Source organism: Halomicronema hongdechloris C2206, from assembly GCF_002075285.3.
Lineage (GTDB): Bacteria > Cyanobacteriota > Cyanobacteriia > Phormidesmidales > Phormidesmidaceae > Halomicronema_B > Halomicronema_B hongdechloris.
The window spans coordinates 531,070-549,620 of record NZ_CP021983.2 but is presented as its reverse complement, the minus strand read 5'-3'; the positions used below and the strand labels follow the sequence as shown (position 1 = coordinate 549,620).

10 protein-coding genes and 1 tRNA gene are annotated in these 18,551 nt (G+C 55.0%); 6 read left to right on the top strand and 5 right to left on the bottom strand.

What is annotated here, in order from left to right:
- Positions 1-172 precede the first annotated feature (172 nt).
- Positions 173-244 (top strand) — tRNA-Thr (locus XM38_RS02610).
- 340 nt (positions 245-584) lie between these two features.
- Here the strand turns inward: XM38_RS02610 and bchB are convergent.
- A complete protein-coding gene (gene bchB / locus XM38_RS02605; protein WP_080806499.1) occupies positions 585-2,111 on the bottom strand; it encodes a ferredoxin:protochlorophyllide reductase (ATP-dependent) subunit B in 1,527 nt (508 codons plus the stop codon).
- A 250-nt stretch (positions 2,112-2,361) separates the two neighbouring features.
- Entirely contained in the window at positions 2,362-3,081 is a 720-nt protein-coding gene (gene rph / locus XM38_RS02600) for a ribonuclease PH (RefSeq protein WP_080806491.1), read from the bottom strand.
- Positions 3,082-3,373: 292 nt separating this feature from the next.
- Between rph and XM38_RS02595 the strand changes: the two genes are divergently transcribed.
- A complete protein-coding gene (locus XM38_RS02595; RefSeq protein WP_080806490.1) occupies positions 3,374-3,931 on the top strand; it encodes a P-loop NTPase family protein in 558 nt (185 codons plus the stop codon).
- Positions 3,932-3,982: 51 nt separating this feature from the next.
- Positions 3,983-4,582 carry a dCTP deaminase gene (gene dcd / locus XM38_RS02590; protein ID WP_088429012.1) on the top strand — a complete coding sequence of 200 codons (600 nt, stop codon included), beginning with the start codon at positions 3,983-3,985 and terminating at the stop codon, positions 4,580-4,582.
- Between the two features lie 29 nt (positions 4,583-4,611).
- On the opposite strand, the gene XM38_RS02585 is transcribed toward dcd, so the two are convergent.
- Positions 4,612-5,121 (bottom strand): DinB family protein, encoded by a 510-nt coding sequence (locus XM38_RS02585; RefSeq protein WP_080806488.1) that lies wholly within the window; start codon positions 5,119-5,121, stop codon positions 4,612-4,614.
- Between the two features lie 716 nt (positions 5,122-5,837).
- Here XM38_RS02585 and XM38_RS02575 point away from each other — a divergent pair.
- From XM38_RS02575 to XM38_RS02565, 3 genes are all read left to right on the top strand, one after another.
- Positions 5,838-9,917 carry a GAF domain-containing protein gene (locus XM38_RS02575; RefSeq protein ID WP_088429010.1) on the top strand — a complete coding sequence of 1,360 codons (4,080 nt, stop codon included), beginning with the start codon at positions 5,838-5,840 and terminating at the stop codon, positions 9,915-9,917.
- Between the two features lie 281 nt (positions 9,918-10,198).
- A complete protein-coding gene (locus XM38_RS02570) occupies positions 10,199-12,256 on the top strand; it encodes an ATP-binding protein (RefSeq protein WP_088429008.1) in 2,058 nt (685 codons plus the stop codon).
- Between the two features lie 18 nt (positions 12,257-12,274).
- Entirely contained in the window at positions 12,275-14,050 is a 1,776-nt protein-coding gene (locus tag XM38_RS02565; protein ID WP_088429006.1) for an EAL domain-containing response regulator, read from the top strand.
- A 50-nt stretch (positions 14,051-14,100) separates the two neighbouring features.
- On the opposite strand, the gene XM38_RS02560 is transcribed toward XM38_RS02565, so the two are convergent.
- Positions 14,101-15,075: a response regulator gene (locus XM38_RS02560; protein WP_088429004.1), complete on the bottom strand. Its 975-nt coding sequence runs from the start codon at positions 15,073-15,075 to the stop codon at positions 14,101-14,103.
- A 148-nt stretch (positions 15,076-15,223) separates the two neighbouring features.
- Positions 15,224-18,535 carry a response regulator gene (locus tag XM38_RS02555; protein WP_088429002.1) on the bottom strand — a complete coding sequence of 1,104 codons (3,312 nt, stop codon included), beginning with the start codon at positions 18,533-18,535 and terminating at the stop codon, positions 15,224-15,226.
- Positions 18,536-18,551: the final 16 nt, after the last annotated feature.

Genomic DNA, 18,551 nt, shown 5'->3' with positions numbered 1-18,551 from the left:
ACCCTGCAGAAGTCGGACACCGCGCCCTTCTGCAGGGGCTTATACTCGAGGGCAGCTGCCAGATGGACCCACTTCCCCGATTAAGCCACCTCCGCCGGGGACGGCATCAACTGTTATACTAGTTGCCTGAAAATAAACCTGATCCGGGTTTAGACCTGGATATGGTAAAGCTGCCGATGTGGCTCAGTGGTAGAGCACTCGATTCGTAATCGAGCGGTCGCGGGTTCAAATCCCGCCATCGGCTTCTCATAGGGTAAAAGCTTTGAAATCAAATGAAATTAGGGCCACCGCGGATCGAATCCCCATGCCTGAAAAGAAAGCGTTGTAATAGCGGTATAGATACGCCAGCCAGTGCCTGAGCAGCCTATTTTCAAGCTATCAAGCCGAGCTAGCAAAACCAGTCTTCGTGGACCTATTTACTGTGGTGCCACGCTCGCCTGATGATCACCTTCCATCGCTCCTTAGGTTGGCAACTGGTGGTGGCAGTGTAGCCTTGAGGCCAGGACCGAAGCAAGCGTCAGCCCTTCGCACTGACCAGGGCTGTTGCCGAACACCGCCACCTCAGACGGGCACAGGCGGGCACACTAGGCCCCTACCGCCTCCTTAGCCGCATAGAGCACCTCGGCATTGATTTCACCGAAGCCCCGTTCCCGGGCAAACTTCTCGGTATTGCGCTTCACTTTACCCCGCACAAAGCCAGGGATCTTATTGAGTTCCGCCAACCCATCTTTAGTCCAGACCAAGTCGGAATCGGCAGAGACAGTCTTGGTAATCACCTCTTTGGTGTCGTGCCCGCCGAAAATCTCCAACAGGTGGTCTTCCATGCCTAAGGTGAAGGAGTTATAGACCAGATCTACCACCTGGTTAGCCCCTTCATAACCCAGAAACGGGCGATACCCGACCGGGAAGTTCTGAATGTGGATGGGGGCGGCAATCACCCCACAAGGAATGTCGAGGCGTTTGCCCACATGGCGCTCCATTTGGGTACCGAAGATGGCAGCAGGCTCGTGGCGGGCAATGGCATCTGCGATCGCACCATTGTCATCGCTGATCAAAATGTCATCACAATACTCGCCCACCTGCTGGCGGAACCAGGCCTCATCATACTTGCAGTAAGTCCCGGCCAACACCACATGGATCCCCATCTCCCGAGCCAAGATTTTCGTCATGGCCGCAGCGTGAGTATTATCCCCAAACACCACCGCCTTCTTGCCGGTTAAGTTCTGGCAGTCGATGGAACGCGAGAACCAAGCCGCCTGGGAGACAAACCGAGTCTGCTCATCAATAAAGGGTTCATAGTCCACCTCGGCCCCCTGGTCATTCAAGATCGATTGAATCGCCCGGATACAACGGGCCGTCTCCACCAGTCCCATGGGCGTAATATCTAAGCAGGGCATCTCAAACTCTGCCCGTAGATACTCAGCGGTCTGAGGCCCAATTTCTCGATAGGGCACCAAGTTAAACCAAGCCTGGGGTAACTTGTGCAACTCATGGACCGAGGCCCCTTCTGGCATCACCAAATTGACCTCGATGCCCAGGTCGCCCATCAGCTTTTTCAGTTCAGTACAGTCATGGTTATTATGAAAGCCCAGCGTCGTCATGCCGAGAATATTGACAGACGGACGCTCAGTTTTCGTCGTAGGCAACGTGCCTTGCTTACGGGCCTTCTGTAGATAGAACTCCACCACTTGATGCAGGGTTCGATCCGCCGCTTGCAGTTCATTTACCCGGTAGTGATTGACATCTGCGAGTAGCACATCTCCCTGGGCATCCAGACTCGCTCGCTCTACAAAATTTTGTAGGTCCTCCTGCAAAATACTGGAGGTGCAGGTCGGGGTCAACAGAATCAAGTCCGGCGTTTCTTCCCGATCCTTACGAACGATATTATCTACTACCCGCTCTTGGGAGCCGCGAGCCAACACCTTGCGATCCACGATACTAGCCGTCACCGGAGTGAAGTCCCGCTCCCGCGACAGCATGGATCGCATCACATTGAAATAGTCATCCCCCAGGGGCGCATGCATGATGGCATGCACATTCTTAAACGAACTGGCAATGCGCAGCGTACCAATATGGGCTGGACCCGCATACATCCAGTAAGCCAGTTTCATAGGGAAAATCTCCTGTCGTGTAAGCCAGTCAGTGGTGATTTGCCGAAACACCCATCCGCATTGGCTACCCAACAGTGCACTGAAGCAGGCCGCAGGCTATATAGAACTTAGGATAAAGGGTTTCCTCTTCCTTAGGCAGTCCTAGTCACCTTAAGAAAGTATTACGAAGTCGCCAAACCCCCCTTCTATCAAGCCTTAGGGCAAATTACTATCCCCTCAGGATCAGGCAAATTGTCATGGTTTGTAACCTTTACCCGGCGAATACTTGTCGCTGAGCCTGCAGCAACTCCCGAATGCCACCTTCGGCTAAATCCATCAAGTCATTCATTTGAGTCCGGCTAAAGCTCCCCTCCTCTGCCGTGCCCTGCACCTCAATGATCGACATCTCATCATTCAGCACCACATTAAAGTCCACCGCAGCAGCCACGTCTTCTTCATACTTCAGGTCTAGCAGCATTTCTCCTTCCACTAGACCAACCGAGATGGCTGCTACCTGATGTTTCAACGGGGAATGGGCCAATTCCCCCTGATCTATCAAGGTTGTGATGGCATCATGGAGAGCCACATATCCCCCCGTAATCGATGTCGTGCGGGTGCCAGCATCGGCCTGCAACACATCGGCGTCCACCGTCAGGGTTCGCTCCCCTAAACGCTCAAAGTCGAGGGTAGACCGCAGGCTACGGCCAACCAGGCGTTGAATCTCCTGAGTACGACCCGACAACTTCAGAAATTCTCGCCGTTGCCGCTGTGGCGTTGCCCCAGGTAGCATCCGGTACTCTGCCGTTAGCCATCCCCTTCCCGATCCCTCCAGGAAACGGGGCACCCCCTCTTGTACCGACACCGTGCATAACACCTGGGTGTGCCCACACCGAGCCAGCACCGAGCCCGCAGCAAATCGAGTAAAGCGTCGTTCAAAGGCAATCGGCCTGAGCTGATCGGACCGGCGACCATCGGGACGCTGCCAAACCATAGTGTCCTCCCAGACAATCCTCACTTAGGATACAGCGCCATCGTCCGCTTGCAGAGCCTATGTGCGTCCGCTAGGTTAGTAGACTGTATGCCAGCCCTGACTAATACCCGATAATGATTAATACCCGACTAATCAGGGTTACCAGGCGGAAAATTACAGGTCTTGCGCTAGACTTGCGTACAAACCTCACGGGCAGTATTTTCGTACTGTTTACATACATATAGAGTGCCTAGTCGAAATAACGCCTAGATATACGCTATATTTAGGCCATTCGTTGGAGCAGTCCCGTCGCATGGTTTCCCAGCTTACGATTAGTGATGCCGGGTCAGGGCAATCCTCATCGGTCGTTCGCCATCCGTTACTACAGACCGTTGCCGGCACCGTTCAGGTTTTCACCGCCGCCCACCGCAGCTTTTTCACCAATGTCATGGTGCAAGCTCTGCGGGCTGCAGGCCAAGGCACATCGGTACTAGTAGTGCAGTTTCTCAAGGGTGGGATTGACCAGGGGCCTGAGCACCCCACTCAGTTGGGCCAAAATCTGGATTGGTTGCGGGTAGATCTGCCCCGCTGTATTCATGGTCCCAACATCAGCACTGCCGAGCAGCAAGCGTTACGGCGACTATGGCAACACACCCAGACGCTGATTCGCCAAGGACGCTACACCCTAGTCGTCCTGGATGAGTTGAGTTTAGGCATGGCCTATGGCCTAATTCCAGAACCAGAAGTGCTGGATATGTTGAGGCAGCGCCCTGCCCACGTCGATATCATTTTCACGGGTCCGCAGATGCCTAAATCGCTTCTGACCATAGCTGATCAGGTGACTGAATTTCGCCGTAACTTCCTACCCTGAGAAAGGCACAACCCTAGTAAGCAATAACGGTTATACATCGGGAGAGAGGCAATGATTAAAAACGATGGCTGGATCCATGCCATGGCTGCAGCAGGCCTGATCGAGCCGTTTGAGCCTGCCTTGGTCCGACAGATCCCCCTAGATGGCCTAAGTCAGACCCGACCTGTGATCAGCTACGGTTTATCTTCCTATGGCTACGACATTCGCCTATCGCCGGCGGAATTTCGGATCTTTCGCCACATTCCTGGTACCGTCGTCGATCCCAAGCACTTTTGCCCAGATAATCTAGAACCCACAGCTCTACGTACCGATACCAGCGGTAGTTACTTTATTCTGCCAGCCCATTCCTATGGCCTGGGTGTGGCTCTAGAAAAGATTCAAGTCCCCAATAACATCAGCGTTATCTGTATCGGTAAATCCACCTATGCCCGCTGTGGCATTATTGCCAATTTGACCCCAGCAGAGGCAGGATGGCGGGGTCACTTAACTCTGGAATTCTCTAATTCCTCTAGTGCTGATTGTCGCATCTATGCCAATGAGGGGGTCGTGCAGTTGCTGTTTTTTGAAGGGGAGCCCTGTCAGATTTGCTACGACACTCGCCGTGGCAAGTATCAGGATCAACCAGAACAAGTGACCTTAGCTAGAATTTAGTTCCCGGTCAAGCAAGTCGCTCAATCAGCTTATCCATAGGAATTCAAGGCTGGTAACCAGGGTAAGTCAGTGATGCCAGGTTCATAGCCGAGCTGTTTAATCAGCGTCGTCAGCTGACCGCGATGATGGGTTTGGTGGTTAAACATGTGAGTTACCAACACCCAGGTCGGCAGCACTCGGGTCTGACTATCGATGCCACTGGTGTATTCAAAGGCAGCATGGAGCCAATCAACGTTCAATTGCTGAGCCCAGGCCAGGATCTGTTGGTCTAGCACTACCCTAGCTTGGCGCAACTCGTCGAAGTCACCATAGAGCTCCTGGCCCAACTTGGCCCCTGTGAAGGGTTGTTCGGTGAAGCGCCCCATCCAAGCTTTATCGCCGTACAGGAGGTGGTTGAGGGTGCCGTGGATAGACTTAAAGAATGCCCCCAGATCTCGCTTTCTGTCTCTATCTGGAATGGATGCACATACGGCATAGAGCTTTTGATTCATCCATTGGTTATATTGAGCCATCAGGGCGAACTGAGCATTGTCAACCATGATCTAAAGCCTGGCGATACTGTTCTCATGACCAAGTCATTACATATTGCCGATTATGAGGCTCATGTTCAGCAGCAAGGACATAATCAAGGTCAGTGTCTTCTGTGGCTTTGAGGCATATATCAAGCATAGGCTGTCGTACATCTAAAATGCATTAATAGCGTTTCCTTTATTTTTCAACTTGCGTTTCCAACTGATGACAATTTCTCTCTGATTTAGCAGTCTATTGATAAGAGCTTCAAGCTCTTCGATCGACTTGAACAGACGAGTTGAAATAGAGTGCATCCCAGTTTTGCCATCCTGAACGAAACGAAGTGTCGTGAAGGATCTCGATCCTACGCTATCAGCCGAGATTCTTCGTGCCGCTATCGCTACACTCAGAATGACATCTGCAAAATTGGGATGCGCCCTTTGGAACGCTTAGGACATTGCTGATCGCTTAATTGTCCAGTCTAGGGAGGCTGACTGGCTCGCCACCACACAAAGCCTTGTGGTGGTGACTATATCAACACGTCCTAGGTATTGCAGCCTCTCCCCATTGGCAGTAGGGCAATCAATCGGGGTACCCTAATAGAGGAATATTAAGAGAAATATTAGTAACTAACCTTATAAAGTCTAGACCTTGCAGATGTAAATAATGAACCTAATCACTTGCGTTTCTTCACGAGGGTTCGGTTGAACGAAAGCATATTGTTTTTTGAGGGTGGTAATCGGTTTTGTTGACCCAGTTTACTCGTCTAACCCAAGTTGAGCGGCGGGTGGCGATCGTCTCGGATCCGCTGGCGGTTTCCCCGGATACCCTTGTGGTGCGGGCGATCGCCTCCATGAGCGGGAGGCACGGACGCTATCAAACCCCTGGCATGTTAGCGGCTCACCTGGAAGATTACCATCAGGAGGCACGGTCAAGCTGTGTCGTGGTTGTAGAAGACGGGCAGGTGGTCGGGATTCTGACGGAAGGGGATGTGCTACGCCTGAGTCTCCAGCAGCGCCCCCTTGAAACTCTGCAACTGCACGAGGTGATGACCCAGCCCGTGGTGACCCTGCGCGAGTCTGCCTTCACCGATGTGCTATCCGCCGTTACCCTGCTCCAGCACCACAACATTCAGCATTTGCCCCTGCTGAATGAGCAGGATCGCCTGGTCGGGCTAGTTACCCAAGGCAGTCTTCACCTAACCGCACTTACGGGTCAACGGCTCCGGGCTCACCAGCAAGAGACGCTGGTGGCCGACATGGCGTTACGGGTGCGGCAGCATATCGGCTTAGAGGCGGTGGCCAATGCCATCGTCCAGGAAGTGCGGGAATTTTTAGCGGCGGATCGGGTCATCGTCTATCAATTCAATCCGGATCTGAGTGGCACGATCGTCGCAGAGGCGATCGTGCCGCCCTGGATCCCTGCCCTGAACGTGCAATTCACCGACACCTGCTTTCAAGACAATCAGGGTGGGGGCTACCGGGAAGGCCGAATCTTTGTTGCCGCTGATATTTATGCGGCTAACCTGTCAGAATGCCATGTGCAACTGCTGGAACGGTTTCAGGTGCGGGCCAACCTAGTGGTGCCTATTATCGTGTCCGACAACGAGACTCACCCCCTCTGGGGCTTACTGGTAGCCCACCAATGCGCTGGCCCCCGTGCCTGGGACGAGGATGATATCCACTTACTACAGCAATTATCGGTGCAGTTGGCCATTACATTGCAACAGGCAGACCTCTATCACTCACTGCAGACCCTCAATGCCTCCCTGGAGGAGCAGGTCGAGACCCGCACCCGCCAACTGCAAGCCCTGGCCAGTCGGGAGCGATTGCTGGCCCGCATATCCACCCAGATCCGTTCATCCCTGAATTTAGAGGCGGTTCTGGAGACCGCCGTGCATGAGATTCGCTCGATCCTGCAGTGCGATCGCATCAATATTTGGCAGCTTGAGGCCGAAGGGCCGTTCAGGGTCGTGGCCGAATCCACTGACTCGCCGCTGTCGCTGCGGGGCGAACGGGTCAATGACCCCTGCTATCAAGATTACCGGGACATTTATCGCCAGGGGCGGGTTCGGGTCGTGCCCGATATCTACACGACGCCCATGGCAGACTGTCACCGGGAAATGCTGATTGGGCTTCAGACACGGGCCAAAATTTTGGTGCCGCTGCTGTGTGGCGAAACCCTCTGGGGATTGCTCAATGCCAGCGAGAGCCAGCACCCCCGTGACTGGCAACCGGCAGATGTGGAACTGATGCGAACCCTGGGGGAGCAACTGGCGATCGCCATCCAGCAGGCGACCACCCACCAAGAACTCCAGACAGAACTGCAGGAGCGCCAGCAAGCCGAAGCCCGACTCCAGGCCAGCGAACAACGCTATGCCAGTCTGGCGGCGGCGGCTCCGGTGGGGATCTTTCGCGCCGATCCAATGAGTAACTGTCTCTACGTCAACGATCGCTGGTGTCAGATCGCGGGCCTCAGCCCCGCAGCGGCAGCGGGTCAGGGCTGGCGACAGGGATTACATCCAGCGGATCGCGATCGAGTGATCACCGAGTGGCAGCGAGCGACTCAGGAAAATTGCCCCTTCCAGCTCGAATATCGCTTTCAACGTCCCGACGGCACAGTGACGTGGGTCTATGGACAGGTCGTTGCAGAACGGGATGTCACGGGGCAGGCGATCGGCTACGTGGGCACGATTACCGATATTAGCGAGCGTAAGCAAGCTGAACTCACCCTGCAAACGCTGATTCAGGGAACTGCGGCCACCACCGGGCCAGACTTTTTCCCGGCCTTAGTCAGCCATATGGCCGTCGCCCTGAACGTCTCCTATGCGTTGGTGACAGAATGGGTCGATGAAGAACTGCGGACCCTGTCGTTTTGGGCCCACGGCAGGCTGCAAGCGAACTTTGCCTACCGGCCTGCCAAAACTCCCTGCGAGCGGGCCTTGCAAGACGGCCAATTTTACTGCGCAGACTCCCTTCAGCAGCGGTTCCCCGAAGACCCCGATCTGGTTGAGATGGGGGCCGAGAGTTATCTGGGCATTGCCTTACGGGATAACCAGGGACAGGCGATCGGGAACCTGTGTATCCTTAGCCAGCAACGTATCCAAGATCCAGAGCGAGCCGCCAACCTGCTGAGCGTCTTTGCTGCCCGGGCGGCTGCCGAATTGGAACGTCAACGCGCCATGGCCTCCCTGAAGCAGCTCAATCAAGCACTGGAGAGCAAGGTCGCAGAACGGACCCAGGAACTGCAGCACGTCAGTGACAAGTTCCAGCGGCTCGTGGATGATATCGGGGAGAAGTTTGTCGTCTTTAGTCATACAGGTCCCACGGGCAGACTCACCTATGTGAGTGCCGGCATCGCAGCAGTCTTTGGCATCAGCAAAGCGGAGGTCCTGGGCCAGCCCTGGCAGCAAATGTTTCAGTGGCTACCCGAAGATCTGGACGCCGCCCAGCAATCGGTGCAGCGTCTGCAGGAGAATCAGGAAGACGCTCAGCAGTTTGAGATGTGCTTTCGTCATCCGGATGGCAGTCTGCGCACAATTCACGTTGCTCAGCATGCGGTGAGAGACGCCGCCGCCCACTTGGTTGCCGTCGAAGGCATTGTGGAGGATATTACTGAGCGCAAACAGGCCGAAGCCCAACTGCGACAAACCAACGCAGAACTCGCCCGCGCCACCCGCCTCAAGGATGAATTTCTGGCCAACATGAGCCACGAACTCCGCACCCCGCTCAATGCCATCCTGGGTATGACCGAAGGACTCCAGGATGCTGTCTTTGGCGAGATCAACGCGCAACAACACAAGGCCCTGCAAACGATTGAGCGCAGTGGTTCCCATTTGCTGGACCTGATTAACGACATTCTCGACCTGTCCAAAATCGAATCGGGTCGCCTGGAGCTAGACCGTGCCCCTACGGCGATCGCCCCTCTCTGTCAATCGAGTTTGCTCTTCATCCAGCAACAGGCCCTCAGCAAACGCCTCCAGGTTGAACTCAAATTACCGCCCAATCTACCGGATCTCTTCGTGGATGAACGGCGGATCCGCCAGACGCTGATCAACCTGCTCAGCAATGCCGTCAAATTTACACCGGCAGGGGGCCGCATTACCCTCAAAGTTTCTCCCCTGCCCAGGGAAGACGGACCAGAGCAGCAGAACTGCTTGCGGCTGGCGGTGATCGATACTGGCATCGGCATTGCCCCCAAGAATCTGACCAAACTCTTTCAGCCCTTTGTCCAGATCGATAGTGACCTGAACCGTCAATATGAGGGGACCGGCTTGGGGCTGGCCCTGGTGAAACGCATTGTTGAACTCCACGGTGGCCAAGTGGCGCTCACTAGCGAGGTGGGGGTGGGCAGTTGCTTCTCCATAGACCTGCCCTGTGTTGCGATCGCACTCCCAGCTCCTCAACCCGTGCTCCCGTCAGAACCCAAACGCGACTCCTACCATCCCCGGTCAGGCGTCTCACCCTTGATTTTGCTGGCCGAAGACAATGCCGCCAATGTCAGTACCCTTTCGAGTTATCTAAAGGCCAAGGGCTATCAGATTCTGGTGGCCCACAATGGACAGGAGGCAATCGCCCTGGCCCAGGCGAACACCCCGGATTTGATTTTGATGGATATTCAAATGCCGGTCATGGATGGCTTAGAAGCCACACGCCAGATCCGACAAGATCCCAACCTGGCCCGGCTCCCGATCATTGCCCTGACCGCCTTAGCCATGCCCGGCGATCGCGAGCGGTGTTTAGCCGCCGGTGCCAGTGATTACCTCATAAAACCGGCCAGGTTGCGGCAACTCGTGAGCACCATTCATAATTTACTTGCCCCGTGAGCCCCTGAGCGTCTGCCCGGTTCAGACCATGCCGCCGCATCGCTTCGATGGACAGGTCAGGGGCATGAACTCCAATCTGCCTGCTTTGCCCGCTATAGCAACCGTACCTATGCTTAGGACGGTTGCGGTCAGGTAGCTCCCTAGTCTAGGCATGTGAGCGATTCTCAATGTCCTAAGCTACCTGACAAACGCAATAGGCGAGCCAGTCAGCAGACCGGAAACTGTACAATACTTTTTTCCTTGACCTGCCATACTCTCCGTAACAAAAGCCAACATCCCCTATGCAGAGACCTGCCATTCCAGCCAACGAAATGGAGCGCCTGGCCGCGCTGTACCGTTATCAGATTCTCGACACCCCGCCAGAGCAGGACTTTGATGATTTAACCCAGATGGCCGCTCAGATCTGCGAAACCCCCATCGCCCTGATCTCTCTGATTGATGAAACGCGGCAGTGGTTTAAATCCTGCATAGGCCTCGATGTTACAGAAACGCCGCGCGACATCTCATTTTGCGGTCATGTCGTGGCGGCAGAGCAATCCCTGCTGGTTATCCCCGATACGACCCAGGACGCGCGGTTTGCAGACAACCCGCTGGTCTTGAAAGAGCCGAACATTCGGTTTTATGCAGGCGTTCCCCTGGTAACCCCCGATCACTATATCTTAGGGACCCTGTGTGTCATCGATCGCCGACCCAGAACGTTGACAGATCGGCAGATTCAGCAACTGAAGCGCCTGAGTCGGCTGGTTATCAGTCATCTGGAGCTCAGACGCAATGAAGCCGCTGCGCGTCTCCTGGCCTCTGCGGTCGAGTCCTCCGACGATGCCATTATCACCCAGACGCTGGATGGCCTGATCACCAGTTGGAATGTGGCGGCAGAACGCTTATTCGGCTATACGCAGGCCGAAGCCTTCGGACAACCCTTGGCCCTGCTAGTGCCCCCAGATCACCTGGAGGAAGACTGGCAAATGATGGGTCGGATCAAGCAGGGAGAACGGCTGGATCACTTCGAAACCGTCTGCCTGCACAAAACGGGGACTCGACTCGATGTCTCGATTACGATCTCACCGCTGCAAGACACGACGAGGCAAATCGTGGGGTTCTCCACGATCGTTCGGGACATGACCGAGCAGAAACGGAGTGAGCAGGCCGCGCACTTCCTGTCCCAGGCGATCGCCATCAACAAGGCCAAAAGTGAATTCCTGGCCAGTATGAGTCATGAACTGCGCACGCCCCTGAACGCCGTTCTGGGCATGGCCGAAGGGCTCTTGGATGGAGCCTTTGGGGAACTCAACAGTGAGCAAAACGAAGCCCTGCAAACCATTGAGCGAAGTGGGTCTCACCTGCTGGCCCTGATTAACGACATTCTCGACTTCTCCAGCCTTGAATCACGCCGCCTAGAGCTCACCTGTGTTCCCACGGCTGTGGCGCTACTCTGCGAATCCAGTATGGCCCTGATCAGACCCCGGGCCCTGAAGAAAGCCATTCGGCTCGAAATACAGCTGCTGCCTGACCTCCCTGACCTGCTCGTCGATCGGCAACGCATCTGCCAGGTCCTGATCAATCTGCTCAGCAATGCGGTCAAGTTCACCCCAGCCGGAGGCCAGGTTCTGCTCAAGGTCTTCCCACCCCCCCAGGCAGCCGGACAGGGCCTGCAGAACTCACTGCGACTGGCAGTTATCGATACCGGCATCGGCATTGCCCCCGAGAATCTCAACAAGCTCTTTCAACCCTTTGCCCAGATCGATAGTGCCCTGAATCGCCAATATGAGGGGACCGGCTTGGGGCTGGCCCTGGTGAAACACATCGTCGAGCTACACGGGGGTCAGGTCGGGGTCAGCAGTGAGGTGGGGGTGGGCAGTTGCTTCACCGTTGACCTGCCCTGTACCCCTGGGGCAGCCGCTCATCGGCAACGGGAAACCCCACCTGAAACTCGTCTGATAGCCAATCAGCCGGGACCAGGAGTCTCCCCGTTGATCTTGCTGGCCGAGGATAACGACGCCAATGTCAGTACGATTTCGAGCTATTTAAAGGCCCAGGGGTGCCAGGTGCTGGTGGCCCACAATGGTCAGGAGGCGATCGCCCTGGCCCAAGCGGAAACCCCAGATTTGATTTTGATGGACATTCAAATGCCGATCATGGATGGTCTAGCGGCCATGCGCCGGATCCGGCAAGATCCCGACCTGGCCGGAATCCCGATCATTGCCCTGACCTCCCTAACGGGGCCAGGCGATTGCGATCGATGTTTAGAAGCCGGTGCCAATAACCATCTGGCTAAACCCATTAGACTTAAACAATTGGTCATGCTCATGCAACAGTGTCTCGCTCAATCAGAAACGTAATTTTAAGGAACGCAATTTATGGAGGTGCCTGCGCTCTTAGTCGTCGACGATGAGCCTGATAATTTTGATGTGATTCAAACATTACTCAAACATCAGGATTATCGACTGCATTATGTGGCCAGCGGCGAGGAGGCGATCGCTGCGCTGACCGCCTGCCAACCAGACCTGATTTTGCTAGACGTTATGATGCCGGGCATTGATGGCATTGAAGTCTGTCGACGCATTAAGGCCCTGCCGCAGTGGGAAATGGTGCCGATTATCATGGTCACAGCACTAACGAGCAAGCGGGATCTCGCCCAGTGTTTAACAGCGGGTGCCGATGACTTCATCAGTAAGCCGGTCAGTCGCATCGAGTTAACGGCAAGGGTGCGATCGATGTTGCGCATCCGGCAACAATATCAGCAATTGGCCACCTTCAATACTCGTTTAGAAGTCATGGTGAAACAGCGAACCACCCAGTTGCAAACCATGATTTTTCAGGATGCGCTGACCAACCTGCCCAGCCGAACGTACTTATTGCAGCAATTGGCGGTGACCCTAAAATCTGGAACCTCATGTGCATTAGTCGTTCTGGGCTGCGATCAGTTCAAACTCGTCAATGGTTCCTTCGGTCATGCCGTCGGCGATCAGCTTCTGATCGCCATCGCTGAGCGTTTGCGACAGTACCTCCGTGTTAACGACGTCTTAGCCCGTCTGGGAGGGGATGAGTTTTGCTTTTTGCTGCGCCGAGTTGAGCATCCAGCCGCACTGGAGCCATTCATGCAAACCATTTTGCGCAGCTTTAACGCACCGTTTACGGTTGCCCATTGTGAAATCTTTATGACCGTCTGTCTGGGAGTGGCAGTGGGCAATGTTGTCGATCAACACCCCCTAGAGCTGCTGCAAGATGCCGATACGGCCATGCATCTAGCAAAGTTGCACGGCAAGGGGAGCTATCGACTGTTCGATCGTCAGATGCATGTCGCCATGCTCAACCGCTTAACGCTGGAAAACGATTTGCAGCGTGCGTTGAAACAGCAAGAGTTTGTGACTTACTACCAACCGATTGTGAATCTGCTAACCCGTAAGATAATCGGGTTTGAAGCATTAGTCCGTTGGCGAAGTCCTGGGCGAGGAATGGTTTTGCCCGGAGAGTTTATTCCCTCCATGGAGACAACCGGGTTGATTGTGCCGATCGGGTTGGTTATCCTAAAGCAGGCCTGCCGACAACTTCACACCTGGCACCAGGGGGGCTGGACAGACCTCACCATGAGTGTGAATCTTTCGGCGCGGCAATTTGCATCCTCAACGCTACTCGCGGATATCGATGCCATCCTGGCAGAAACTGGCGTTGATCCGACTTCCCTAAAATTAGAAATTACCGAAACTGTGATCATGGACAATGCTGAAATTGCCATCGCCCTGACCAAAGCCTTGCGATCGCGGCAGATTCAGATCAGCATTGATGATTTTGGTACAGGGTATTCCTCCCTCGGTTATCTACACCGTTTTCCGGTGGATAGCCTCAAAATCGATCGTTCCTTTATCGACCAAACTCAATCCGAAAATATCAACTATCACGTCGTGGAAACGATTGTTGCGCTCAGCAAGCAACTGGGTCTATCGGTCATTGCAGAGGGGATTGAAATACCCCAGCAGCTGGAATGGCTCCAACAACTTGGGTGTGATTTTGGGCAAGGCTATTTATTTTCTAAACCTCTCCCAGCCTCTGAAAGTAGTCGTTTCGTGGCATCCTCGCTCGGATACCCACGCCGCTCGGGCAATGTCGGTCATCGAAATCTGCTCCAGCAGTAAACGGTCAATCAGTTGGGGGGTTTCAGTGTCAATGATTTTGTCGTGGGATGCTATGGTTTGATCTCGGAGTCAGGCGCAATGACAATGCGATCGCGTCCTTCACCCTTGGCCTGGTAGAGTGCCTGATCCGCAGCTGCAATGGCTTGTTCAGGGGTAGACCTGAGCGAGGGAATCAGGCTGGCAATGCCCAAACTCAAGGTCAAATAGTCGCTGACACTCGATTGGGCATGGGGCATCTGGAAGGCACGGAGGGTGTTTTGAATTTTCTCAGCTACTCTTAAGGCACCTGGAGCGGACGTATTTGGCAGAATAACGGCGAATTCCTCTCCGCCATAGCGGGCCACCAGATCGGCCGGGCGGGTAGCCGCCAAACTAAACGCTTCGGCCACCGTCTGCAGACACAGATCGCCGGCTTGGTGGCCATAGGTATCGTTATAGGCTTTAAAGCAATCAACATCTGCCAAAATTATGGCCAGAGGCGTCTGCTCCCGGCTCAGACGCTGCCATTCCTGCCGTAGATACCGATCAAACTGGCGACGATTGGCTACCTGCGTCAAACCATCGAGGAGCACCAGCCGATGGAGTTCCTGATTGGCCTGTTGCAATTCCCGATTCGACTGGGCCAAGGCTTGGGCAAGCTGTGCCTCCCGTAGGACTCGCCGCATCCGCTGCCGCAGTACCGGCCAGTGGATAGGCTTGGTTACATAGTCAATGGCTCCAACCTCAAAGGCTTGGTCTACCGAGGCTGGATCATCCAGGCCCGTGATCATCAAGATCGGTGTGTGTTCACTCCCTGGTAAGGCTTGGAGCTTGCAACAGCAGGTGAAGCCATCCATCACCGGCATCATGGCATCCAGCAAAATCAAATGGGGATGCAGACGCTGATAAGCCTCCAGCCCCTGTTCTCCATCATTGGCGGTTTCTACCCGATAACCTTCTTGCCGGATCATGTGACTCAATCTCAATCGCATATAGCGATCGTCATCGATCACAAGAATCAGCAGACTTTCGGGTTCATTTCGCATCTTCAAAACTCCGGACAGTTTTCGAGATCTAACGACAGAATGAGGGTTTCGGCCATCTTCTGCCAGGGGGATGGAAACGAGACATCAAGGGGTTCAACGCCCCTTCAGACAATTGTCCGGACTGTTGGCCCATTGAGGCATTTCTCCTCTATGGGCTGCTCTGAGGGCATCTGCCCTGGAGGGCTGCCTTGACGCGCTCGTACTCGACCTCGACCTGAGTCACTGTAACCGCTGTCCCGGCCAGCACCCCCGAACGCCCTAACTCTTCTAGCTCCCTGCAGAGCTCAGCCAGGATCATGGCCCCCTGGTCGGCACTACTGGACTTCAGCGTATGGGCGGCCTGGCGCAGGGCCGCTGAATCCTGTTGGTGCACAGCGGCAGCCATGGCTTGCAGCAGCTTGGGAGACTCCTCCAGGTAACAATCAACCAGTTCTCCCACCAGAACAGCTCCATCATCACCCAGCGAGGCTTGGAGTTCTTGCAGAATTTGCTCATCAATGGCGGGAAGCTCAGCGGATTTCGGACTGGGCTCCGGGCAGGGAGACTGGCAACAGGGTTGGCACTGCTGCAGGGCTTGTACTAGAGATGCCAGCTTGATGGGCTTGCTGAGGTAGTCATCCATCCCGGCAGATAGGCACGCCTGCCGGTCCCCCTGCATGGCGTTGGCGGTCATGGCAATAAGCCGGGGCCGCTGCCCTGAGGGCCACTCCCGGCAAATTCGGCGGCTGGCTTCTAATCCATCCATTTCGGGCATCTGCACATCCATCAGAACCACATCATAGGGCTGGCGGTGCAGCGCTTCTAAAACCTCCAGGCCATTGGCTGCCACGTCAGCCCGGTATCCCAGCTTTCCTAAAAAAAGCAGGGCCAGCTTTTGATTCACCACATGGTCTTCCGCCAGCAAAATCCGCAGCGGTAGTCGTTGGGCGAGGGGAGTCTCTATCGGGGCAGCCGCAGTAAGGGACGGCCTCAGCCAAGCCACTGGCTCGCCTAAGGTCTCAGCCAAGACGTTGTAGAGCTGGGACTGTTTAATCGGCTTGTTCAAAAAAGCCGCAAAGTCAGGAGTAGTAGATTGCAGCAGGGTTACCTCCGATCGTCCCATGGACGATAGCATCACCAGGGGTAACGTTTGATAGTCCGACATTTTGCGGATTTGGGCAGCCAGCTCGACTCCATCCATTGCGGGCATCTGCATATCTAAAATAGCCAGGTCAAGATCTTCTCCCCGTCGCAGCCATTCCAGGGCTTCCGAACCTGAGGCCACCGCATGGGGAACCATCCCCCATGACTGAGCTTGCAAGGACAATATTTTGCGGTTGGTGGCATTGTCATCGACAATCAACAAGCGCCTGCCAGCCAGCTGACGCCGATTTTTCTGAAGATTATCCTTCAACTCTCCGGGGGTAGCTTCTACCTGAAGGGTGAAGAAGAAGGTGGATCCCTGTCCCGGTTCACTCTCCACCCACATCGTGCCGCCCATCATCTCACTGAGGTGCTTGCTAATCGCCAGTCCCAAGCCGGTGCCGCCGTATTTACGAGTGGTCGAGGCATCTACCTGGGAGAACGCCTGGAATAGGCGGCCCATCCCCTCGGGCGGAATGCCAATCCCGGTGTCTTTGACGGCAAATTGAATGTCGTAGGCCCCGGGCTTACCTGTGGAGATCGGCTGAGCCATGACAACCACCGACACTTCTCCTGCGGGGGTAAACTTAATCGCATTAGAGAGCAAATTTACCAGGATCTGCCGTACCCGGGTAACGTCCCCGATGACCGTAGCCGGAACATTCGGCTTGATCAAGCAGGTTAACTCGATCTCTTTTTCGACCGCCTGCAGCGCCAACAGATCGAGCGTCTCCTCCAAACAGGCTCGGAGTTCAAAGGGCTGCCGTTCCAGTTCCAGCTTATGGGACTCAATTTTGGAGAAGTCCAGGATATCGTTGATGATGGTCAGCAGAGCATCCCCACTGCTACGGATGATTTCGGCGAAGTCCCGTTGCTGTGGGGTCAGCTCGGTATCCAACAACAGTCCAGCCATGCCAATCACCCCGTTCATCGGGGTGCGGATCTCATGGCTCATGGTGGCCAGAAATTCACTTTTGGCCCTGGTGGCGGCTGCGCTGCGCGCCGCTTCGCGAACGGCAGATTCCTTGGCTTGTTTTAGTGCTGCTTCTGCCTGCTTGCGCTCAGTGATGTCGACGACGGTTCCTTCATATCCTAGAGCGTCATCTTGGTGATCTCGGATCATCCGAGCATTCTCAGAAATCCAGATTACACCGCCATCTTGCCGATAGACCTGAGATTCGAAGTTTTGGACAACCCCCTGCGCCTGAACCAGACGCTGAAACTCACTGCGGCGGTTTGGATCGACGTAGAGGTGAAATTGAATATCGTTGACAGCGGCAGTGAGTTCCTCCGGAGAGCTGTAGCCATAGATGTGGGCTAATCTAGGATTTACCATCAGGTAATTCCCGTCGAGGGTGGTTTGGAAGATTCCTTCCGTCGCATTTTCAACGATGCTGCGATATTTCTGCTCTGTCAGCTGAAGCGCTGCTTCTGCCTGCGTACGCTCGGTGATATCACGGTAGGTCGTGACAATTCCGGCGATGCTGGGTTGGCTGATTAAGTTGTTGGCAATGACTTCAAAATCCCGCCAGGAACGCTCGGCGTGTCTTAACCGCAATTCGCTAACGACATTGGTGGCTGGATGCCGAAGAACGTCCCTCAGGAGGGTTTCTAACTGGGGCAGATCATCGGGATGGACAAACTCGCTGACTCGCTTCCCAGCGAAGTCCTCAGGCGGATATCCCAGGATGGGCTTGATGGAGGCACTGGTGTGACTAATCCTGCCATCGGCTGCCATGATAGTCAGCACATTTGAAGAATTTTGCACCAGGACCCGAAACCGTTCTTCACTCTGACGCAGCGCTTTTGCCTGGGCAGACTTGGTGTAGATCCATCGATCAAAGAGGGATGCGGCTAGCGCCAGGGCCAGAATAATCAAGGTGGTACTGACCGTTCCAATAGCTAGCAAAGGGGTGCCCATGGCATCGGATACGACCGGCTCACCCGTTGGAGCACCATTCGAGGGCAGGGGCTGATAGCTGACGGCGGCCATGCCGGTATAGTGCATGCCGACAATGGCAAAGCCCATAATGATGGCGCTGCCGATTTTTTTCGCACTGCCGAGCAGGGAGGTTTCTTGGCGAAGCTGAAAGGCTAACCACAGCGCCACCCCAGAGACGACGATGGCGATCCCGACCGAGAGGGCGACAATGCTCAGATCATAGTGGGCGATCGCGGGTATCCGCATCGCTACCATGCCGATGTAATGCATCGAGGCAATCCCGACTCCCATGAATAGGCTGCCCAAGCCCAACTTCACCCAGCCAAGCTCCTGTCCACTGACCAGAAACAGCGCCAATCCAGAAGCCAGCACCGCTGCTACCACAGAGAGCAACACCGTAGTAGCGTGGCAA